21 protein-coding genes are annotated in these 21,845 nt (G+C 62.9%); 20 read left to right on the forward strand and 1 reads right to left on the reverse strand.

Translation table 11 applies throughout. From position 1 onward, the window contains the following. The first annotated feature begins 105 nt into the window (after positions 1–105). Entirely contained in the window at positions 106–1,170 is a 1,065-nt protein-coding gene (arsB, locus tag HMPREF2807_RS01655; RefSeq protein WP_049157134.1) for an ACR3 family arsenite efflux transporter, read from the forward strand. Here the strand turns inward: arsB and HMPREF2807_RS01660 are convergent. Beyond that, the gene (locus tag HMPREF2807_RS01660; protein WP_049157132.1) at positions 1,167–1,970 is read right to left on the reverse strand and encodes a hypothetical protein; all 804 of its coding nucleotides are present in this window, start codon (positions 1,968–1,970) and stop codon (positions 1,167–1,169) included. The genes arsB and HMPREF2807_RS01660 overlap by 4 nt on opposite strands. Positions 1,971–2,127: 157 nt before the next feature. Here HMPREF2807_RS01660 and HMPREF2807_RS01665 point away from each other — a divergent pair, with 157 nt between their 5' ends. The 19 genes from HMPREF2807_RS01665 to holA all read left to right on the forward strand — a co-directional run bounded on the left by HMPREF2807_RS01665 (position 2,128) and on the right by holA (position 21,845). Beyond that, positions 2,128–5,379 (forward strand): translation initiation factor IF-2 N-terminal domain-containing protein, encoded by a 3,252-nt coding sequence (locus HMPREF2807_RS01665; RefSeq protein ID WP_046648983.1) that lies wholly within the window; start codon positions 2,128–2,130, stop codon positions 5,377–5,379. 201 nt (positions 5,380–5,580) lie between these two features. Beyond that, a complete protein-coding gene (rplU, locus tag HMPREF2807_RS01670; RefSeq protein ID WP_010190885.1) occupies positions 5,581–5,886 on the forward strand; it encodes a 50S ribosomal protein L21 in 306 nt (101 codons plus the stop codon). A 43-nt stretch (positions 5,887–5,929) separates the two neighbouring features. Further along, entirely contained in the window at positions 5,930–6,208 is a 279-nt protein-coding gene (rpmA, locus tag HMPREF2807_RS01675) for a 50S ribosomal protein L27 (RefSeq protein WP_070509955.1), read from the forward strand. Between the two features lie 160 nt (positions 6,209–6,368). Then, a complete protein-coding gene (gene obgE / locus HMPREF2807_RS01680; protein WP_049157130.1) occupies positions 6,369–7,898 on the forward strand; it encodes a GTPase ObgE in 1,530 nt (509 codons plus the stop codon). A 91-nt stretch (positions 7,899–7,989) separates the two neighbouring features. Next, positions 7,990–9,150, forward strand: a complete 1,161-nt coding sequence (proB, locus tag HMPREF2807_RS01685) for a glutamate 5-kinase (protein WP_232751595.1) — start codon at positions 7,990–7,992, stop codon at positions 9,148–9,150. Beyond that, the gene (locus HMPREF2807_RS01690; RefSeq protein ID WP_070509961.1) at positions 9,150–10,079 is read left to right on the forward strand and encodes a D-isomer specific 2-hydroxyacid dehydrogenase family protein; all 930 of its coding nucleotides are present in this window, start codon (positions 9,150–9,152) and stop codon (positions 10,077–10,079) included. The genes proB and HMPREF2807_RS01690 overlap by 1 nt, the downstream gene beginning before the upstream one ends. Before the next feature lie 15 nt (positions 10,080–10,094). Beyond that, positions 10,095–11,000, forward strand: a complete 906-nt coding sequence (locus tag HMPREF2807_RS01695; protein WP_070509965.1) for a D-isomer specific 2-hydroxyacid dehydrogenase family protein — start codon at positions 10,095–10,097, stop codon at positions 10,998–11,000. Next, the gene (locus HMPREF2807_RS01700; protein ID WP_070509968.1) at positions 11,000–11,506 is read left to right on the forward strand and encodes a DUF1707 SHOCT-like domain-containing protein; all 507 of its coding nucleotides are present in this window, start codon (positions 11,000–11,002) and stop codon (positions 11,504–11,506) included. Before HMPREF2807_RS01695 ends, HMPREF2807_RS01700 begins: the two co-directional genes overlap by 1 nt. Before the next feature lie 74 nt (positions 11,507–11,580). Beyond that, on the forward strand, positions 11,581–12,849 hold the full coding sequence (locus HMPREF2807_RS01705) for a glutamate-5-semialdehyde dehydrogenase (RefSeq protein WP_070509971.1): 1,269 nt from the start codon (positions 11,581–11,583) through the stop codon (positions 12,847–12,849). A gap of 91 nt (positions 12,850–12,940) precedes the next feature. Then, complete coding sequence (locus HMPREF2807_RS01710; RefSeq protein WP_070509975.1) at positions 12,941–14,332, forward strand: RNA-binding domain-containing protein; 1,392 nt, start codon at positions 12,941–12,943, stop codon at positions 14,330–14,332. Between the two features lie 193 nt (positions 14,333–14,525). Beyond that, complete coding sequence (locus HMPREF2807_RS01715) at positions 14,526–15,431, forward strand: cutinase family protein (RefSeq protein WP_070509978.1); 906 nt, start codon at positions 14,526–14,528, stop codon at positions 15,429–15,431. A 10-nt stretch (positions 15,432–15,441) separates the two neighbouring features. After that, positions 15,442–16,290 (forward strand): cutinase family protein, encoded by an 849-nt coding sequence (locus HMPREF2807_RS01720; protein ID WP_070509981.1) that lies wholly within the window; start codon positions 15,442–15,444, stop codon positions 16,288–16,290. Further along, complete coding sequence (gene nadD, locus HMPREF2807_RS01725) at positions 16,283–16,900, forward strand: nicotinate-nucleotide adenylyltransferase (RefSeq protein ID WP_049156470.1); 618 nt, start codon at positions 16,283–16,285, stop codon at positions 16,898–16,900. The genes HMPREF2807_RS01720 and nadD overlap by 8 nt, the downstream gene beginning before the upstream one ends. A 96-nt stretch (positions 16,901–16,996) precedes the next feature. Continuing rightward, positions 16,997–17,464 (forward strand): ribosome silencing factor, encoded by a 468-nt coding sequence (rsfS, locus tag HMPREF2807_RS01730; RefSeq protein WP_046648992.1) that lies wholly within the window; start codon positions 16,997–16,999, stop codon positions 17,462–17,464. Further along, on the forward strand, positions 17,461–18,159 hold the full coding sequence (locus HMPREF2807_RS01735; protein WP_070509984.1) for a histidine phosphatase family protein: 699 nt from the start codon (positions 17,461–17,463) through the stop codon (positions 18,157–18,159). Before rsfS ends, HMPREF2807_RS01735 begins: the two co-directional genes overlap by 4 nt. Then, positions 18,159–18,947 carry a DegV family protein gene (locus HMPREF2807_RS01740; protein WP_046648993.1) on the forward strand — a complete coding sequence of 263 codons (789 nt, stop codon included), beginning with the start codon at positions 18,159–18,161 and terminating at the stop codon, positions 18,945–18,947. Before HMPREF2807_RS01735 ends, HMPREF2807_RS01740 begins: the two co-directional genes overlap by 1 nt. Positions 18,948–19,051: 104 nt before the next feature. After that, the gene (locus HMPREF2807_RS01745) at positions 19,052–19,654 is read left to right on the forward strand and encodes a ComEA family DNA-binding protein (protein WP_049156481.1); all 603 of its coding nucleotides are present in this window, start codon (positions 19,052–19,054) and stop codon (positions 19,652–19,654) included. Then, positions 19,651–20,901 (forward strand): ComEC/Rec2 family competence protein, encoded by a 1,251-nt coding sequence (locus HMPREF2807_RS01750; protein ID WP_070509987.1) that lies wholly within the window; start codon positions 19,651–19,653, stop codon positions 20,899–20,901. The genes HMPREF2807_RS01745 and HMPREF2807_RS01750 overlap by 4 nt, the downstream gene beginning before the upstream one ends. Then, positions 20,898–21,845: a DNA polymerase III subunit delta gene (gene holA / locus HMPREF2807_RS01755; RefSeq protein WP_070509990.1), complete on the forward strand. Its 948-nt coding sequence runs from the start codon at positions 20,898–20,900 to the stop codon at positions 21,843–21,845. Before HMPREF2807_RS01750 ends, holA begins: the two co-directional genes overlap by 4 nt.

The raw sequence follows: 21,845 nt of genomic DNA on the forward strand, positions 1-21,845 counted from the left end.
TATAGGGGTTATCCTTGCACCCTACGTTATATTGACGCGTATCAATACGTGCTGTATATTGCATGTTTGTATTGTCCATTGTTTAACGTCGAAGGAGGGGGGGACATGGCTGTGTCGCAGCGCCCGAAGTTGTCTTTTCTTGACCGATTTTTACCCATGTGGATCATTCTGGCGATGGCTGCCGGACTGCTCATTGGCCACTTCATTCCCGGGATTGGCCAAGCCTTGGGCGCCGTTGAAATCGGCGGGATTTCCATCCCGATCGCCATTGGTCTCCTCGTCATGATGTACCCACCCTTGGCCAAGGTTCGCTACGAGAAGACCAAGGAAATTGCCACGGATGGCCGCCTCATGGCGGTATCGCTCGTCCTCAACTGGCTGGTGGGGCCGGCGTTTATGTTTACCCTGGCGTGGCTGTTCTTGGCGGACCAGCCGGAGCTGCGCACCGGCCTCATCATTGTGGGCCTTGCTCGCTGTATCGCCATGGTGCTTGTGTGGTCGGACCTCTCATGCGCTGACCGCGAGGCAACGGCTGTGCTTGTCGCCCTGAACTCCATCTTCCAGGTCGCTATGTTTGGTGTTCTGGGTTGGTTCTACCTGCGCGTCCTCCCCGGATGGCTGGGCCTGGACACGACGAGCGCTGACTTTTCCTTCTGGGCCATCGTCAAGGCCGTACTCGTCTTCTTGGGCATACCGTTCCTGTTGGGTGCGCTGTCTCGCGTGTGGGGCGAAAAGGTAAAAGGACGGGAATGGTTTGAGAACCGCTTCCTCCCAGCCGTATCGCCCCTGGCCATGATTGGTCTGCTGTACACAATTGTGTTGCTCTTTTCCCTGCAGGGCGAGCACATTGTGGAGCAGCCAGCAACGGTAGTGCGCGTGGCCGTGCCGCTGGTTATCTACTTCGTGGGCATGTTTGTGCTGTCGCTGGGCGTAGCAAAGGCCGTTGGCATGAATTACGCGCAGTCTGCCAGCGTGGCGTTCACTGCAGCAGGAAACAACTTTGAGCTTGCTATTGCAGTATCCATCGGCACCTTCGGAGCGATGTCTGCTCAAGCCCTTGCCGGAACGATTGGTCCTCTTGTTGAGATTCCAGTCCTCGTTGGTCTGGTCTATTTCATACTTTGGATTGGCCCGAAACTCTTCCCGGGAGATGCCACTCTTCCGCGCTAGCGCGTGCGTGCAGCGTCCATGCTGCGCACGCCAGCTTCGGTCAGAGTGATGTTAAAGGTCCGCTCACCACTCCACTTGATGAGACCAGGCAGTTTCACCACGCCGGCCGCTTCGAGTTCACGGAGTTCTTCTTCGAGCCCCTCCTCGTAGCCGATCAGCCGCCCCAGCTCAGAGATGGAGGTGGTATTGCCAGTGACTGCACCGGCGGCGACTAGCCCGCTGAGGACTTCCGGGTGAGTTTCTACTGCGGCGATGCTCGCTTGAGTGACGCCTTCGAGGCTTCCTTGTTCGGTGATGGCCTTGATGCGTCGCTTGCCCACTCGGTAGGAGGTGGTACCGAAAGCGCGGCCACCGAAGATGAACGCAGGGATGGAGAAAGCAGTAAGTCCAGCGGCGATAAGGATAGGGTTGGGTGAGACATCGCCGATAATCCCGGTGGATTTAATTCCCTCAGTGATGAGAGGGGAGAAGATAGCAAGCACCGGTAGAAAATAGGCGAGAAGAGGGTAATCGCCCGCCCGGTACTCTTCTTGGGAGGCCTGCACCAACCTCGGCTCGCTGCGAATGATGCGGAAGACTCCGTAGAGCATCACCATGATGAGTACCGCGTAGACCGGGACCGCGTAGGGGTAAGGGAGGTCAACGGCGCGAAGGCCGGAGGCGATGCCCGCGGGCACGGCCACGGTCACAATATCCCGCAGTGCAATCTCGTTACGAGCGCGCGCCTGCGCCACTGTGCGTGGCGCGTGGACAGGTATTTTCCGCTCTGCCGGTGTGTTTGTGGGCGCGCTGTCGGACATAGCGGCGATACTAACATGTGAGCCTCGGTCGAGCTCTGTGCCAGAATGGAAGGCACTGACAACTAAATAAAGATGAAGAGAATTTTTTCAAAGTCTCACCGCCGTGTGGCGGCAACCTGCGCCCGGGGTGAGCACAACGTCAGGAGATTAGCCACTGATGGCATCCAAGAAGAAAACAGAAACAGAAGAAGCACGCACTGAATCGACGTTGGCCGCGGCTGTAGCGGGGATTGACCGCGAGGCGCTCGCGCCTAAGACTCGCCTTTATGCCTTGGCTAAGCAGGTGGGCGTGGCCTCCAAGGAATTGGTGGCCCAGTTCGCGGAGATGGGCATCAAGAAGTCCGCACAATCCACACTTACGCCGGAGGAGGTGGGTCAGCTTATCGATGCCCTCGTGCCAGCCACTGAGGACACCAATCAGGCCGCCGCCGAGGACGCCGAGCAGGCTGCAGTCACGGCCGATGCTGCGCAGACCCCCGAAGAACCTGTCGAAGAAACTACTGAAGCCCCGGCTGAGGAAAAGCCGGAGAAGACGGTGAAGAAGAAGCGCACCAAGCGCGCGGCGAAGCGCGTGAGCAAGGCAGGCAAGAAGGCTGAGCCGAAGGAGCAGGCAGAGGAACCCGCACCGGAAGAGTCTGCTGCGCAACAGGATGGCGCGGGGGAGCCGCAGGAAGCTGCACAGGCACAGGACTCGACACAGGATACTGAACAGGCCGGGCAGCCGGAGCAGCTGAGCGAGGAAGAAGAAAAGCTGCGCGAGCGCGTGCGCAAGAACGTTGATAACGAGATTTCGCAGATCGTCGACAAGGTCGATGCCGAAATGCTGCACGAGGCGCTCGCCGAGGCCGGTGATAGCGACGAGGACGACGAGCTCACTCCGCTGATCACCCCGATGGCTGAGGAAGACCCGGACGTGTACGACTTCGCGCCGGTCTTCATGGCGCCGAAGATCACTCCGCTGGCCAAGCGTCAGAAGTCAGAAAAACGCGAGGAAGAAATCGAGGAAGATTCGGCACCGGCAAGCCAGCCGCGCGGTCGCCGTCGCGGCAGCCGCGGTACCTCTCGTGGCCGCGGAGCAGAAGGCCGCGGGGTAGTCCGCGAGGAAGTCGAGCACATCGACGAGCCGAAGGCGATTAAGGGCTCAACCCGCATCGAGGCGCAGCGTCGCCGCCGTGCGGAGCTGCGGGAGAAGGGCCGCGAGCGCCAGCACATCGTCTCCCAAGCGGAGTTTTTGGCGCGCCGCGAATCTGTAGAGCGCACCATGGTGGTGCGCGATAAGCAGCGTACCGACGGCGCTGGCATCATCACCCAGGTTGGTGTGCTGGAGGATGATCTCCTGGTCGAGCACTTTGTCACGACCGAGACGCACCCTTCCCAGATTGGCAATATCTACTTGGGCCGCGTGCAAAATGTCTTGCCTTCGATGGAGGCCGCCTTCGTCGATATCGGACAGGGCCGAAACGGCGTGCTGTACGCGGGAGACATCGACTGGCGCGCCCTGGGCATTGGTGGGCGCAGCCGCAAGGTGGAAAACGCGCTGAAGTCCGGTGACCAAGTCCTGGTCCAGGTGGCCAAGGATCCCATCGGGCACAAGGGCGCACGTTTGACCACTCAGATTTCCCTGGCCGGTCGTTTCCTGGTGTATGTGCCGGGCGGGCGCAGCGCGGGCATTTCCCGCAAGCTGCCGGCGCCGGAGCGCAAGCGCCTCAAGGGGATTCTGGAGCGCGTCATCCCGGGGGATGGCGGCGCCATCATCCGCACCGCAGCGGAAAACGTGTCGGAGGAGGACATCGCGTCCGACGTCAACCGCCTCCACTCATTGTGGGAGGACATTAGCGCCCGCGCCGCGCACGAAAAGGCAACGAAGGGCGCCAAGCCGGTCACCCTGTACGAAGAGCCGGACCTGCTCATCAAGGTGGTGCGTGACCTTTTCAACGAGGACTTCAGCACCTTGGTGGTGGACGGCAAGCGTTCCTACAACACGGTCAGCGCCTACGTTGATTCCATGGCGCATGACTTGGCCGACCGCGTGGTGCGATACGACGCCCGCGAGCACGATGGCGAGGATGCCTTCAGCGCCTACCGCATTGATGAGCAGCTGCAGAAGGCCCTGGGCCGCAAGGTGTGGCTGCCGTCTGGCGGCACCCTCGTCATCGACCGCACTGAGGCCATGACGGTCATTGACGTCAACACGGGCAAGTTCACCGGCTCCGGCGGCAACCTGGAAGAGACGGTGACGCGAAATAACCTCGAGGCGGCCGAGGAGATCGTGCGCCAGATGCGCCTGCGCGATATCGGCGGCATGATCGTCGTGGACTTCATCGATATGGTCTTGCCGGAAAACCAGGATCTGGTGCTGCGCCGCCTCAAGGAAGCGTTGGGGCGCGACCGGACTCGTCACCAGGTTTCTGAGGTCACCTCACTGGGCTTGGTGCAGATGACGCGCAAGCGCGTGGGCACCGGCCTCATCGAGACTTTCTCCACCGAGTGCGAGGCCTGCCATGGCCGAGGAATCATCATTCACGAGTACCCGGTTGATGAGGAGACGGAAGAGGATAACTCGAAGCCGCAGCGCCGCGGCCGTAAGGAACGCCGTGCACCGCAGCGCGATCCGAAGAAGCACCCGGCCGCCGTCCGTATGCATCGCGAGGACGACGATGCCGCTTCCGAGCATGAGGCTGCCCGTGCTGACAATGAAGAAGCAGCGCGCGACGAAGAATCTTCGCTGGAGGAACTCGTGGCCAGCGTGGTCGTCGTGGACGACGATGACGCGGAGACGCCGGATAGCGCGTCCATTGGCTACGCGGTAGCGGAAAGCCTGGAAGCGAAGCGATCGAAGCCGAAATCCAAGCAGAAGCGCTCGCGCAAGCCGCGCCGGGCAACGCGTACCTTCCGGGAGCCACAGCGCGAGGAGACGAGTGAGGGCTTGCGCGCGCAGCAAGGCAAGCAGGATAGGAACGCTAAGAACGCTGAAGCGGAGAAGAAGTCCTCCGCACAGCGCTCGGAGCCAACCTACGAGGAAGCCGTCGAGGCTTTCGAGAACTCGCCGCGCCGCAAGCGCCGCACACGCGGAAATTCCCGTTCGGATATTCGCCCGAAGCGCGAAGACTTTGCACAGGACGAGACCCCAGCCAAGGACGCTCCGCTGGCCACCTCTAAAAAGGAGGCCAAGGCAGAGCGCAAGGCCGCGGAGTCGGGCGAGAACATGAACGTGCGCGCGACCCGCAGCCGCGGTCGCCGCCGAGTGGTGCGCAAGATGGCGCAGAGCCAATCCGCGCCGGCACCGAAGGAACGCGGTAGGGGCGCGGAGCACAGCACTGAGGCGAAGGAGCGCGAGGAGACTACGGCGTCGACAAGGCGCAGGGGCGGGCGCGGGAGGCGTCGAGTAGCACGGCGCAGGTCGCGCTAGAAAAGGCGTTTTGCCTTTTCGCCCCCTCACGGGGTAGTCTTTGACAGTCGCTGTTTAGACCATGAATGCGCTCGATGGGACGCGCTGCGGTTTCCGCACGTCTCTCGCGGATGTGGTTCTAAACGCCAATGTCCAATGTCCATTCGTTAGCGGCACCACCCAGCTGCTAGCGAGCCGAGTTTAGATAAGGGGTAGCCCTCTATGTACGCGATCGTCAAGACCGGCGGAAAGCAGTACAAGGTTGCTGAAGGTGACCTCGTCAAGGTCGAGAAGATCGAGGGTGAGCCGGGTTCCTCCGTTGCTCTCACCCCGGTTCTGCTCGTCGATGGCGCAACCGTCAAGTCGAAGGCCGCAGACCTCGAGAAGGTCTCCGTCTCCGCTGAAATTGTCGAGCAGGGCAAGGGCCCGAAGATCGACATCCTCAAGTACAAGAACAAGACTGGTTACAAGCGTCGCCTCGGTCACCGTCAGCCGGTGACCACGCTGAAGATTACCGGTATCAAGTAAGCCTTAACCGGCACTAATTCATCCCTGAAGGAGGGAAAACCACATGGCACACAAGAAGGGTGCTTCCAGCTCCAGCAACGGTCGCGATTCTGAGTCCAAGCGTCTCGGCGTCAAGCGCTTCGGTGGTCAGCAGGTTAAGGCCGGCGAGATCATCGTGCGTCAGCGCGGCGCCAAGTTCCACCCGGGTGAGAACGTTGGTCGCGGCGGCGACGATACCCTGTTCGCTCTCGCTGCAGGCTCTGTTGAGTTCGGCGTCAAGCGTGGCCGTCGTCTGGTCAACATTGTTCCGGCTGAAGAGGCTGCTGCAGAAGCAACTGCCTAAGAGCTTCATGGCTTAATCCCGAGCGTTTGCTCGGGATTTTGTCGTTTTCACGCGGCCGGCGTGGCGGGAGAGCGTGGAGAAGACTAAAGGGGCCGTGGGCTTCAGATCCCCGGCAGTGCTCAACTAGGACGGTATGCCAGGAACCGTTAGACTAACGGGCATGGCACGATTCATTGACCGAGTGGTTTTGCACCTGCAGGCAGGCGATGGCGGACACGGCTGCGCCTCCGTTCACCGCGAAAAGTTCAAGCCGCTCGGCGGGCCCGATGGCGGCAACGGCGGCCACGGCGGAGACATCTTGCTGGAGGTCTCAACCCAAATCCATACGCTGATGGACTTTCACTACCGCCCGCACATCAAATCCGAGCGTGGCGGCAACGGTGCTGGCGACTGGCGCAACGGCGCGCGCGGCAAGGACCTCATTCTGGAGGTGCCGGCAGGCACCGTGGTCTATACCGAGGATGGGGAGATGCTCGCGGACCTCACGGTCCCGGGGACCCGCTTCGTGGCTGCGGAGGGCGGTTTCGGCGGACTTGGTAACGCAGCACTGGCCTCGGCTGCTCGTAAGGCTCCGGGCTTTGCGCTGCAGGGAGAACCTGGTGAGGCGCGCGATCTCATCCTGGAGCTGAAGTCCATGGCGGACGTCGGCCTCGTGGGCTTTCCTTCCGCGGGTAAGTCCTCCCTTATTTCTGTTCTCTCGGCGGCCAAGCCGAAGATTGGTGACTATCCTTTCACCACCCTCCAGCCCAACCTGGGCGTAGTGGACATGGGCCATGAGTCTTTCACCATGGCGGATGTTCCGGGCCTGATCCCTGGGGCCGCCGAGGGCAAGGGCTTGGGACTCGACTTCCTGCGCCACATCGAGCGCACCGCGGTGCTCGCGCACGTGGTGGATACCGCCTCCATCGAGCCGGGCCGCGACCCGCTCTCCGATATCGAGGCCCTCGAGACCGAGCTGGCCAAGTACCAAGAGCTGCTGGAGCAGGACACCGGCCTGGGGGATCTGCGCGAGCGCCCGCGCGTCATCATCCTCAACAAGGCGGACATTCCCGAGGCCGAAGAGCTAGCAGAATTTGTCAAGGGTGACCTCGAAGAGAAGTACGGCTGGCCCGTCTTCATCATTTCCGCAGTCGCGCGCAAGGGCCTCGACCCGCTGAAGTACAAGCTCATGGAGATGGTCAACGAGCACCGCAAGGCTCAGCCCAAGGTCGCCGCGGACAAGAACCACACCATTATTCAGCCGAAGTCCGTGGGCAAGAAAAAGAAGGGCAGGTTCGCCGACTTCACCGTCACCCCAGACCCCGAGGTGGAGGGCGGCTTCATCGTCGAAGGCGAAAAGATCGACCGCTGGATCCGCCAGACGGACTTCGAAAACGACGAGGCCGTGGGCTACCTTGCGGACCGCCTTGCCAAGGCCGGTGTCGAAGAGGAACTGCACCGCCAAGGCGCGCAGGAAGGCTGCCCCGTGACCATCGGGGACATCACCTTCGAGTACGAGCCCATGGCTGGTGGCCGCGCGACCGACGCTGGCCGCGGACAGGATGGCCGCCTCATGAGCACCGAGCGAGTCTCGGCTGCCGAGCGTAAGCGCGCTTCCCAGGCGCGCCGCGGTCTCGTCGACGAGTTCGACTTTGGCACGGATGGGGAGGTCACGCGCGAGTCCGCAAACCGCGATCGCTGGCAGGGCTAGCCCGGTATACTGAGCCGGTATGTCATCCGAACACGACAACCAGATCGACTATCCTCTTCCCCTCGAACCCTTTGAGGGTCCAACCCCGGACATGGACTATCCGGAGACGACCACGCTGTCGGAAAAATCCAGTGGTTTTTCCTCACCCCTGCGTGAGGAGATCTCCAAGGCCAAGCGCATCGTCATCAAGATCGGCTCCTCGTCGTTGACGCGCGATGACTTCGTGACCTCGACTGAGAAGATCGACAAGATCGTTGACGCTGTGTGCGCCCGCATGAATGTCTCGGACATCATCATCGTCTCATCCGGTGCGGTGGCTGCGGGCATGGGCCCGCTGGGCCTGACCACGCGCCCCACCGATTTAGCCACCAAGCAGGCAGCTGCCGCGGTGGGCCAGGTCCACCTCGCCTACGAGTGGGGCGTGTCCTTCGCCCGCTATAACCGCACCATTGGGCAGGTGCTGCTGACCGCGTCGGACGTCGGCAAGCGCGATCGCGCCCGCAACGCCCAGCGCACCATTGACCGCCTGCGCCAGATGCGCACGGTGCCCATCGTTAATGAGAATGACACCGTCGCGACCTCCGAGATGCACTTCGGTGATAACGACCGCCTCTCCGCGCTCGTGGCCAACTTGGTTGGCGCGGATGCCCTCTTCCTCTTCTCCGACGTGGACGGCCTTTATGACAAGAACCCGGCGGAGCCCGATGCCAAGTTCGTCGAGGAGGTGCGCACCGGCAAGGACCTCAAGGCGGTTGTTGCTGGTGACGGCGGCAAGGTCGGCACCGGTGGCATGGCCACGAAGGTCTCTGCTGCGCGCTTGGCCACCCGCGGCGGCATTCCCGTGCTGCTGACCTCGGCGGATAACATCGGACAGGCGCTTGACGACGCCTCCGTAGGCACCGTCTTCCACACCCGTGAGGAGCGCCGCCTGTCTGCGTGGAAGTTCTGGGCGCTCTACTGCGCGGATACCGGCGGCTCGCTGCGCCTCGACGAGGGCGCCATGGAAGCCGTGGTCCGCGGCGGAAACTCCCTGTTGGCCGTGGGCATCACGGATATCAAGGGTGAGTTCAGCGCCGGTGAGATCGTGGACATTATGGGCCCCAAGGGCCAGGTCATTGGCCGCGGTGAGGTGGGCTATGACTCCGCCACGCTGCGCAACCTGCTGGGCAAGCACACCGAGGAGCTGCCGGAGGACATGCGCCGCCCGGTTGTTCACGCCGACTACCTGTCCAATTTCGCGTCCCGAATTTAATGCGCTATTTCATGGGCCCCGATGTGTGGGCAGCGACCGTGGCAGATATCGACGCAGCCGGGCACGAGCGCGTGGAGAGCTTGGCGGAAGCCGAGGTCTTTGTGAACACCGCCTCGGACCCGGCGCAGACCCCGGAGATTCCGGAGAATATCCAGTGGGTGCAATACTGCTTCACCGGGGTGAACCGCCATATCGAGGCCGGGCTCATCCGGCCGGATGGCCTGCCGTGGTGCAACTCCGCCGGCGCTTTTGCCAAGCCCGTGGCGGAATCCGCGCTGGGGCTCATGCTCTCCCAGGCGCACCACCACAAGGCTTTCGCGCTGGCGAAGTCCTGGTCGGTGGCGCGTGAGCTCGATGAATCCCAGGCCTGGCTCTATGACCAACAGGGGCCTACGCGCGTGCTCATCGTGGGCGCGGGAGGAATCGGCACGCAGCTCATGGCCTATCTCCGGCCCTTTGGCGTGCACATCACCGCGGTGAACCGCTCGGGCCGCCCAGTGGACGGCGCGGACGTAACACTCCCTATCGAGCGCGTCGACGAAGCATGGGGCGAGGCGGATTTCGTGGTGAGCATTCTGCCGGCGACAGAAGCGACGGAAGCTCTCTTTGATGCTGCGGTGTTCCGCGCCATGAAGCGCTCGGCGGTGTTTATCAACGTCGGCCGCGGCAGCACCGTAGTCACTGATGATCTCGTGGATGCACTGCGCACGGGCGAGATCGCGGGAGCGGGCCTCGAGGTCATGGATCCGGAGCCGCTTCCGGATGGCCACCCGCTCTATGAGCTTCCCAACGCTACGCTGACCCCGCACATGGCGGCCTCGGATCACGTGGCCCAGTACCACCTGGGTGCTATCTTCAATGCCAACGCCGCCGCGTGGGAGCGCGGCGAGGATATGCCCACGCGCGTCGACCCGGACGCCGGATACTAGCTAAGGAGGATGTGCATGAAGTACGCCATCGAACCACACCCGTGGGAGGAAACCATCGAGGTGCTTGACGCCGCGGGCTTTGAGCGCGCCCGGCTAGATGAGGCCTCCTTCCTCATCTACACCGGCGACGGCACCGACTTCCCGGACCCGCTGCCGGAGAACATTGGTTTCGTGCAGATTCCTTCGGCGGGCGTGGACCACGTGCTCGACGCAATGAAGGGGAGCAGCGTGCCGTGGTCAAACGCCGCCGGGGTCTATGACAACACGGTGGCGGAATCCACCATCGCGCTGCTTCTGGCGCAGCTGCACGCGCACCGTCGCGTCAACGGCACGTTCGATTCCTATGCGGACATGGAGGCCCACACCTCCTACCTCTACGACGATAAGACGGTGGCCATTATTGGTGCCGGTGGCATTGGCAAGCGTCTGATTAGCATGCTGTCTGGTTTCGGGCCGCGCATCATTGCGGTCAACCGCTCCGGCAACCCGGTTGAGGGCGCTGAGGAAACTTACCCGATTTCCCAGGTGGACAAGGTTTGGCCGAAGGCTGATTACTTCGTCCTTATCGCTCCGCTGACCCCGGAGACCCGCCACATGGTGGATGCGGAGGCTTTCCAACAGATGCCGGAGCATGCAGTGGTGGTTAACGTGGGCCGCGGCCCACTCATCAACACCGAGGACCTCCTCGCAGCACTCGAGTCGGGCGAGATCGCGGGTGCCGCGCTCGACGTCACCGACCCAGAGCCGCTGCCGGAGGATCACCCGCTGTGGCGGGATCAGCGCGTGGTTATCACCCCGCACATTGCCAATACGCAGCGCTCCGTGCGCGAGAAGATTGGCGCGCACACCATCAAGGTGGCCAAGGCTTTCGCGGCGGGGGAGGAGCTGCCCACTCTGGTTGACCCGAAGGCAGGTTATTAATGGAGAACCCCGATATCCGCGTTGGTGATGCGGAGCGCTCTGAGGCCCTGGAGCAGTTGAGCCAGCACTTCGTCAACGGTGCGTTGGGCCCCGATGAATTCGAGCAGCGCACCGGCGAGGCTGCCGCGGCGCGCACGCGCGGAGACGTCGAAAAGCTCTTTGCGGACCTGCCGGAGCTTTCCACCCCACGTGCTACAGCACCCGCTACCCGCCACGAGGCGGAGCTGGAGGATATGCTCTCCCGCGGACGCAAGGTGCAGATAGCGGATTCCGTCATCTGGTCGGTGGCGATGATCGCGCTCTTCCTAGGCCTCTTCGTCTTTGACTGGAGCTATTTCTGGATCTCGCCCGTCATCGCGTTCTTCGCTTCCTGGGCTGCGCGCGGGGTGTTGAAGTTCAGCGAGTCGGATGAAGAGCTCTTCGATGAGCTTTCCGAAGGGGAAAAGAAAAAGCGCGCTGAGCGCCTGCGTGCCGCCGCTGAGCGCCGCCGCGAGCTCGGGGCCTAAGACTGGCGTTGCTTAAAGCCATAGCTGCACAAAATCCCTGACAAGCGGGCAGACCTTCCGTACGCTGGTATGGCATGAGCAACACCGAACGTGAAGAAGTTCTGTCCAAAGCCCGCGCCGCCAAGGCGGTGGCGCCACAGTTCGCGCAGCTGCCCACCCCGCGCAAGAATGAAATCCTCAACCGCGCTGCCGAGAACCTCATCGCGCACACCGAGGATATCCTCGCTGCCAACCAGCTCGATATCGAGGCCGGCCGCGCCAACGGCATGTCCGAGTCACTCATCGACCGCCTGTCGCTGGACGCCGACCGCATCGAGGGCATTGCCGGCGGCCTGCGCCAGGTGGCCTCCCTCCAGGACCCGGTAGGGGAGATTCTGCAGGGCCGCACCATGGATAACGGCATCCAGATGAAGCAGGTCCGTGTGCCGCTCGGCGTGATGGGCATGGTCTACGAGGCCCGCCCGAACGTCACCGTCGATGCCTTCGGCCTGGCCCTCAAGTCCGGCAACGTGCCGCTGCTGCGCGGCTCCAAGTCCGCGAAGAACTCCAACGCTAAGCTCGTGGAGCTCCTCCAGGACACCCTCGTGGAGTTCGATTTGCCGCGCGAAGGCGTGCAGCTTTTGCCCTGTGAGACCCACGATTCTGTGCAGGACCTCATCACCGCCCGCGGACTGGTGGACCTGGTCATCCCGCGCGGCGGCGCGCGCCTCATCAATGCCGTGGTGGAAAACGCTACCGTCCCCGCCATCGAGACGGGTACCGGCAATTGCCACTTCTACGTCGATGCCTCCGCTGACCTGGACAAGGCTACCGATATGGTGATCAACGGCAAGACCCGCCGCACCTCGGTGTGCAATGCTACGGAAGGCGTGCTGATCGACGCCGCGCTTGACGACGCCGCAAAGCTCCGCATCATCACCTCCCTCCAGGAGGCAGGCGTCACCATCCACGGCGATGTGAAGGAGCTCGAAGCCTTCGGCGTTAAGGACGCCGTGGAGGCCACCGACGAAGAGTGGCGCGAAGAATTCCTCTCCATGGATATCTGCGCCAAGGTCGTCGACGGTGTTGATGGCGCCATCGCGCACATCGCCGAGTACACCACCGGCCACACCGAAGCCATCGCCGCCCAGGACGCTGACGTGCTGCTGACCTTCGCCAACGAGGTGGATGCTGCGGCCGTCATGCTCAACGCCTCCACCGCGTTTACTGACGGTGAGGTCTACGGCATGGGCGCGGAAATCGGCATCTCCACTCAGAAGTTGCACGCGCGCGGCCCGATGGCTCTGCCGGAGCTGACGTCTACCAAGTGGGTGCTGCAGGGCACCGGCCAGACGCGCCCCTAGAGGCAGCTCGAAAGCTACTCGAAAGGAATTTTTCGAGCCTGACCTGCGCAAAACATCCTACTCGAAAACTTTTCGAGTAGGATGTTGCTCTGTGAGCGTAACTCGAAACTTTCACGAAGAGCCACAGCTGCTCTTGAGCGTGCCCGAAGATCAGTGGTTCGATCGTAAATCGTTCCGAATCAAGCCCAAGGATTTGGCAAAGACAATCGTCGGAATGGCTAACGCTGAGGGTGGCATTGTTGCCGTGGGGATTACGGATCGTGAGTTTGACGGCCGCCCCACAGCGGGGCAGGGGAACGATTTGCGGCAGACCGCGTTGGACCATACGGATCCGACCGTTAAAGTTCGCATTGAAACGCTCGAAATTGACGAAGGCGTAGAGGTGTTCCTCTTTCATATCCTGCCCAGCGAACGTGTTCACTATTTGAGGTCGGGGGAGTGCTACCTGCGGGTGGGAGACGAGTCTAGGCATCTCAAGGCCGATGACATCCTCGAGCTTCGATACACCAAGGGCGAGCAGCAGTACGATGCTACTGTGCCGGCGCATGCTAGCTCAGAAGATCTCGATATGTCCTTAGTCGAAAATTACGCTGACATTATCGGTTCGTCTTCCGGCGTAGATTCACTCAACGCGCGGAATCTGATTGACCGCCAGGGGCGTCCGCGGACCGCCGCGCTCTTGCTGTTTGGAAAGAATCCGCAAGAGTTTTTCCCGAATGCTCACATCCGAGTACTTCGCTTCGCAGAAGATGAGCGCCTGCCAGGTCAGCAACAGCAGTTGATGGAAGACCGTCGCTTTGATGGTCCGTTGCCTGATCAGATCCGTGCAGCACAAGAGGTAATCGGTGGGATGCTGCCGACGGTTCGTAGGTTGTCGGGGGCGGGGTTATTTGAGGACGAGAATCTCATTCCGCATGATGTGTGGCTGGAAGGCCTAGTTAACGCTGTTGTGCACCGTTCATACAGTATGTCGGGTGATCATATTCGATTTGAGGTGTACCCCAGTCGGATTGAGATTTCTAGCCCCGGACGTTTTCCGGGTCTTGTTGATCCCGCTAAGCCTGAATCGATAGCACGTTTCGCGCGTAACCCCCTCATTGCACGCGTTACTGCTGAGTTACGCATAGGCCAAGAACTGGGCGAGGGCATCCGGCGTATGTTCGCTGGTATGCGCCGCGTCGGTTTTGCTGATCCCTCTTATGTGCAGACCAGTGGCAGCGTTGTTCTGACGTTGAAGGCAATTCAACGATTGAACGAGCAAGTGCTGCAGGATTTGCCCCGCCATGCTGAAGGGGCGTTGGCAGCGTTGGAAACGAGCGCACGTCCAATGTCTACGGGAGAAGTGGCCGAAGCTCTTGGCGTGTCAATTCCATCTGTGCGTCGTGCATTGCAAGCCATGCGTGACAAGGGGCTTGTGAAATGGAGGGGTAATGGTCCGCGCGATCCGCGGGCAGTGTGGTTTGTTGAGGGGCCTTTTGGGTGAGCTGAGTAGAGCTCGAAAGCTACTCGAAAGCTACTCGAAAGGAATTTTTCGAGCCTGACCTGCGCAAAACATCCTACTCGAAAACTTTTCGAGTAGATTGTTCGCCTTGTGTGGGGTTCGTGCTGCGCGGCGGGACAGGACTGGGTACTCTAAAGCGCGGTAATAACAAAGAACTGATTGGTGCCTTCCGCTCATGCTGTCCCGCATTGCTTCCTCCGTCGCCGCCGCCATCGTGGCCGCGGCCGCCCTCATCGTCCCGAACACCGTATCTGCACCCGCCGCGCATGCCGACGAACAGTGCCCCGCCGTGGTCGTCGTCGCCGCGCGCGGCTCCGGCCAGAACGGCCAGATCTATCCCACGCAGTACTCCAACCAGGGTGGCCGAGCCTCCAATGGGTGGGAAGGCGAATCCATCCGCGCTATGTTGCACGGCGCTGAAGCGCGCTATCAGGCAACACACGGTGGCAACTCGCTGATGAAGGATGTCTACGTGCTGGGGCTGGAGCCGCAATACTATCCGGCGACGTACCCGGAGTATTCCGTGCCGAACGAGTCGCTTCCCACCACCGCGGCCGACTTGGTGCGCCTAGCCGCACAGTACGCCAACCCGGTCATCAACACCGCGGTCTCCGCCATCAACCAGTTCATGTACTCCGTACAGACCGGCAAGCGCGGCGTGACCAGCGCCATCAACAACTACGAGGCCGCTACCGGCTGCCACCCGCAGTACATCCTGTCCGGCTACTCCCAAGGTGCTATGGTCCTGTCCAACCACGAGCTGGAGCTAGCCCACCGCGGCCAGCTCGCCGGTGTCGTGACCTTTGGCAACCCGCTGACCCGCGCCGGGGATCCGGCCGTTGTCGGTGCGACCCAGGGCGCAGGCGGCCCGATGGGCCACTTCCCGCAGATGCGCGCCAACGTCAGCCGCGTGGACTACTGCCTGCCCCTCGATGCCGTGTGCGATCTCTCCGCCCATACCCTCTACGCCGCTAAGCCCACTGGCGGCTCCCACGGCCAGTACTTCTTCACCTACCACGAGTGGGATAACCAGGTCTACGATTCCATCGGCCGCATGGTAGACAGCGTTCGTTTCCGCTAAACAGGAAAGGGTGAAGCCTCTTTCTCTTAGCATGTGTGCCGCGCTTGGCGCAGCAGCGTTTCTCCTGAACGTTCCTGCGGCCTCGGCGGGCGGTATCGACACCTGCCCCGAGACCGCAGTGCTTGTCGCGCGCGGCTCGGATCAGAACGAGGAGCACGGCGAATACGTGGGCCCGCAGCGCTACTCCGCGCGTGCGCCAGAATCCACGGGCTTTGAGGGGCGTAACTTTGCTGCGCTGTTTCACCAGGTCGAGCAGCGCCACCCGGGCGCTATGGATGGCGTCTATGTACTTGCGCTCGATCCGGAGGCATACCCCGCCGCCATGAACCTGCCGCCCTTGGCGCAGGAGGGAGAGGTCCTCAGCCCGCGTGACGTCGTGCGGCGAATCATGGAGATCCTCCAGAATCACCCCATTGGGGACTTGGCGTACTCGGTGACGCTGAGAGCCGTCGATAGTCTGCGCACCGGTGTCCGCAACGCCCCAAAGGTGGTCGAAGACTATGAAGCCACCACCGGCTGCCGCCCGCGCTGGGTGGCCGCTGGCTACTCGCAGGGCGCGCTCGTCGCGACAAGCGCCCAAAGCTACCTCGCTGATACCGGGCGCCTGCATGCGGTGCTGACGTTCGGCAATCCGCTCCACCAAGTACCGTGGACCAAGAACCGCGCCGGGCTGCCGGAACACCGCGCCGTCGATTATTGCTTGGACGGTGATTTCGTCTGCGACTTCTCCCCGGAAGCCGCCAACCGAGCGTTAGCCACGAAGGCCAAGCGCCATGCCTCCTACTTCCTGGGGGAGCCTACCGAGCAGGACGTGCAGGTCATTGATGCTGTGGCCGGTATACTCACCAGCCATGACTAGTCCACAACGCATCGGCATCATGGGTGGCACCTTCGATCCGATCCACAACGGCCACCTCGTCGCTGCTAGCGAGGTAGCCCACCGTTTCCGCCTCGATACGGTGGTCTTTGTGCCCACCGGCCAGCCCTGGCAGAAGGCAGATAAGCAGGTCACCGCCGCCGAGCATCGCTACCTGATGACCATGGTGGCCACCGCTTCAAACCCGCGCTTTACCGTCTCCCGCGTAGACATTGACCGCGAGGGCCCCACCTACACCATCGATACGCTGCGGGACTTGCGCGAGCTTTTCCCCGATGCCGAGCTCTACTTCATTACCGGTGCGGATTCTGTCGCTTCCATCATGAGCTGGCGGAACTGGGAAGAGATGCTGGAGATGGCGCACTTCGTTGGCGTGACCCGCCCCGGCTACGAGCTACGCAAGGACATGTTGCCGGAGGGCTCCCAAGACGACATCGAGCTGATCGAGATTCCCGCCATGGCCATTTCCTCCACCGATTGCCGCGCCCGCGCCGAGCAGGGCCAGCCGGTGTGGTACCTGGTGCCGGATGGGGTGGTGCAATACATCGCCAAGAATCACCTCTACAGCCCGCACCCGGAAAAACCGCTGTAGTATCCGCGCAGAGGCGGGGGGAATTCGACTAGGAAAATGCGCCTTGTCGTGTAAGACTAGAGTTCTTAAGAGAAAAGTACTTGTGTAGGGATTGTCATGTCGATTACTGATGAAGCACGCCAGATGGCGGAAACCGCCGCCTTGGCTGCGGATGAAAAGCTGGCCACCAACATTGCCGCTATTGACGTTTCCGACGTGCTGGCGATTACCGAGGTCTTCGTCTTGGCCTCCGCCGATACCGAGCGCCAAGTGGCGTCCATCGTCGAGGAAGTCGAGGACGAGCTGACCAAGCAGGGCTTTGAGCCCAAGCGCCGCGAAGGCAATCGTGAGAACCGGTGGGTCTTGCTCGATTACGGCCCCATCGTGGTCCACGTCCAGCGCAACGATCAGCGCGAGTTTTACGGCCTGGATCGCCTCTACCACGACTGCCCGCTTCTCGACATCCCCGGTCTGGACACCCCGGAACGCCCCGGCGAGTGGTCTGATGAAGTCAACCCGCGCGACGTGGACTCGATCGATGAGATTCCCCTGGCCCAGCCAGAGCCGGAAGATGACGAATTATGACCCGCCGTCTCCTCCTCATCCGCCACGGGCAAACCACCTACAACGCCACCGGACGGATGCAGGGGCACCTGGACACCGAGCTGTCGGACGTAGGGTACTCCCAAGCGCGCGCTGCCGCTGACCTGCTCGAGGATAAAGGCATCACCGCGGTTGTCGCCTCGGACCTCATCCGTGCCCGCGAAACCGCTGAGATCATCGCCCGTCACTTGGGGCTTGCGGTAACCGTCGATAAGCGCCTGCGTGAAACCCACCTCGGTGAGTGGCAGGGGATGACCTCCGCCGAGGTGGATGAGCAGTACCCCGGGGCGCGTGCGCTGTGGCGCCACGACCCCACCTGGGCGCCGCCGCAGGGCGAAAGCCGCGTCGATGTGGCCAACCGAGCCCGCCCGGTCATTGATGAGCTCATGCAGGAGCACTTCGACTGGGATGAAGGCGCGGTGCTTGTCGTCGCGCACGGCGGCGCCATTTCCGCGCTGACCTGCCACCTATTGGGCCTTGAGCACCACCAGTACGGGATTCTCTCCGGTTTGAAGAACACTCACTGGTCGCAGCTGACCGCGCGGCCCGAGTTCGATGCCGCTCGTCCGCTCTCCCCGCTGGAATTCACCCCGGAGAACGTCAGCCGCGCCCAGTGGTACTTCGACGGCTGGAACATGGGCGGCGCCGTTGTTGGTGGCGCCGGGGCGGACGTCTAGTGATTCGCGTCGTCACCGATTCCGCCGCGGGGTTGCCGGCGGATATCGTCGAGGAGCTCGACATCTGCGTCGTGGACCTGCACGTCATGGAAAGCCACGGCAAGGATGGCGCGGAGCTGTCCACCTCGGGTCTGACTGCCCTCGAATTGGCCGCTTTATACGGCCGTCAGATGGAGCGCTCCGGCGATGACGGGGTGCTAGCCATCCACCTGTCGAAGGAACTGTCCTCGACGTGGTCGGCGGCGGTGACTGCCTCCGGCGTTTTCCCCGACACCGTGCGCGTCATCGATTCCGGCACCGCGGGCATGGTCATGGGTGCCGCTGCCATGGCCGCAGCGAAGCTTGCCCAGGAAGGCGCCTCACTCGACGAGTGCTATGCCGCCGCCATCAACACCCTCGAGCGCGGGCACACCTTGGTCTATCTCAGCTCGACGGAGGAGCTGCGCCGTTCTGGGCGCATGTCCGCGGCCACGGCGATGCTGTCGACCGCGCTGCTGGCCACCAAGCCAATCATGGCGATTGAGGGCGGCAAGCTGGAGATGGTGGGCAAGACCCGCACCCAAACCAAGGCCTTTACCAAGCTCGTGGATCTGGTGGCCTCCCGCGCGGAGGGCAAGCCGGCGTTCATCGTGGTGCAGTACAACGAGGACAAGGTCTCGGCCCGCCGGCTGGAGGACTTGCTGCGTTTGGCCTTGCCGGATTCCTCCTTCATGCTGGTGCCGCTTACCGACGTCCTCGCAGTCCACGTCGGCCCCGGAGCCATCGGCGTCTCCGCAGTCTTTAGCTGACGGCGGAGCCGAGCTAAAGACGTTGTTGATGTCTTCAACAAGTTATCCACAGGCTGCGGCTTAAGCCCTCGACGGGGGTGCGGGCGCTGCGTAGCGTCGCGGGCATGAACGCCATTGCTGATCGCCTCCGTGACCTCACCCGCCCCACCGGGGAAGAAGAACTGCTCAACGTCGACTTTCCGCGCGTGCGCGTGCCACCCTGGCTGGCGCTTGTCGTAGCGGGGCTAGCCGGCGTTGCGCTCCTCGCCTGGCTGGGGCTGAGCCGCAGCGCGGAGAACCCTTATGAGGTGGCCGCGCCGAGCAGCGAGGTGGCGGCCGACATCGTGGTCTCCGTCGTGGGCGACGTCGAGCAGCCGGGCCTGGTGACCTTGGCACCGGGCGCGCGCATCAACGACGCCCTTGAGGTGGCACGCCCGCGCGTGCCCACCGACAACCTCAACCTGGCGCAGAAGCTTAACGACGGCGAACAGATCACCGTCGGCGCTCCTCCCGCTGCCCCAGGTGCCACGGCCGAAGACACTATCTCCCTCAACTCCGCCACCGCGGAGGAGCTCACTGAGCTTCCCGGGGTAGGGCCGGCCACGGCTGCGGCGATCATCGCGCACCGCGAGGAAGTCGGGAGCTTTACCACCGTGGAGCAACTCATGGACGTCTCCGGCATCGGCCCGGCGAAGTTCGCGAAGCTCAAGGACAAGGTTCGGCCGTGAGAGAGCTGCGGCTCGTACCCGCCGCGGTGGTCGCATGGTTGGCCACGCTCGCAGTACTTTTCGGCTACCCCTGGCTGCTGGGTGGGCTCGTGGCGTTCGCGTTCTTGGGCGGGCAGTGGCGCGGCCAGGGCATCTTGTGCGCGGCGAGTGGGGCCATCTTCGCCACCCTTGCGCATGTGCGCTCGGTGCGCGCGGCGGGCTTTCATTTTGGTTCGGAGGTGACGGGAAAACTTGCCGCCGAGCCCACCCAGACCGCCTCCGGATGGATGGTGCGCTTGCGCGTGCCCGGCTATCCGGCGCAGCTGCCGGTCTTCCTCAAGGAGGAACCGGAGGCCTTCAGCGGCTCCCTCGTTACGGTGCACGGTCACCCCGGTCCGTCTGACCGGGTAGGGGTAGGGCAGACCGTCTTCAGCGGTGAACTCACCGCGCACGCCCATAGCTGGACCGCCGCGGTGGCGGAGAACTTCCGCGCCGTGTGCGATAACGGCCTTATCCCTGGCATGGTGCTGGGCGATACCAGCCTGCAAAGCCCCGAGGACAAGCAGCTTTACATCGACACCGGGCTGTCGCACTTGAGTGCCGTGTCCGGCTCTAACGTCGCCATCGTGTGCACCGCGGCCGCGTTGGTGGTGCCGGGGCCGCGGGCGAGGGTGGGGGCGTCGGCAAGCGCGTTGGCGTTATTCGTGGCGCTGGTGGGGTGGGAGCCCTCCGTCCAGCGCGCCACCGTCGCTGGGCTGGCCGGTTTGGTGGCGGTGCTCCACTCCTCGAAGATGGAACCGCTCCATGCGCTCTCCCTCGGCGTGCTGTTCCTGCTCGCGGCGGACAGCGACCTAGCGGTCAGCTTTGGGTTCGCGCTCTCCGTGGCGGCGACCGCCGGCATCGTGGCGCTGACCCCGCTGCTGTTGCGCGTGCTGGGCACAGGTATTGTCGCCCGCGCCTTCGCCGTGGCCATCGCCGCGGATATCGTGACCATGCCGCTCATCGCGCTGATGTCCGGGCGGGTCTCGGTGGTCTCTGTCATCGCCAACGTGCTGGTGGCTCCGGTCGTGCCGGTCATCACCGTCGTGGGGCTTATCGCCGCCGCCCTGGCGCAGGTGGGGCTGGGCAGGCCGCTTGTGATCCTCATTGAGCCCTTGGCGGATTGGATCCACTTTGTCGCCTCCTCGATGCCCGTGACCACCGTGGCCGCCGGCCCTATTGCGGTCCTGTTGCTCGGCGGGTGGATCATCGCGGCGTTGCTAAGATGACAGGTATGTCTTCAGCCCCCGTGCACCTCATCCTCGGCGATGACGAATTCCTGGCCGAGCGCGCCCGCCTGAGTATCCAACACGGCGAAGTAACCAAGCTCAAGGCCTCCGAGGTGAGCGAAGGCGAAATCCTGGAAGCGACCAGCCCCTCCCTGTTTGGGGAGGACCGCGTCATCGTCATCAGTGATGTGGAGCGGGCCGGCAAGGAGGTCACGAAGATCCTCCTCGACGCCTGCGCCAACCCGATGCCCGGCATCACGCTCATTTTGATCTACTCGGTGACGGCGAAGACGCTGAAGAAAAAGAAGAAGCCGCCGGAGCTCATCGCGGCGCTGCGCAAGGCGGCCGAGGTGCATGAGGTCTTTTCCCTCTACCCGAACGAGCTCGCGCAGTGGGCCACCCGCGAGTTCGCCTCGCACGGGGTGCGACCGACCCCGGATGTGGTGCAGGCGCTTCTCGACGGCGTCGGCTCCGACCTCCGCGAACTCGCCTCCGCCATCTCGCAATTGGTCTTCGACACAGGAGGCAAGGTAACCCGCGAGGCGGTACACGCGTACTACGTAGGTGTGGCAGAGGTAGCCAATTGGGATATCGCGGATGCTGCTGTGGCTGGCCGCGTGGAGGCGGCGGTCTCCACGTGCCGTCGGGCGCTGCAGTTAGGGGCGAGCCCCGTGGCCATCGCCTCGGCGCTGGCTAACAAGGTGGGCAATATCGCGCGGCTTTACTCCGCGCGCGGGGATCAGTACTCGCTGGCTTCCCAGACCGGCATGGCGCCCTACGCGGTAAAACTCACCCAACCGGTGGCGCGGCGCTGGTCGGGGGAGAACATCACCAAAGCCGTGATCCTCATGGCGGAGCTGGATGCCGCGGTCAAGGGCCAGGGCGGGGACGAGGACTTCGCCATCGAGGCGGCCGTTAAACGGGTGGCGGAGCTAGCGCGCTAG

Origin of the sequence: Corynebacterium sp. HMSC074A09 (genome assembly GCF_001811545.1) — a bacterium.
Lineage (GTDB): Bacteria > Actinomycetota > Actinomycetes > Mycobacteriales > Mycobacteriaceae > Corynebacterium > Corynebacterium hiratae.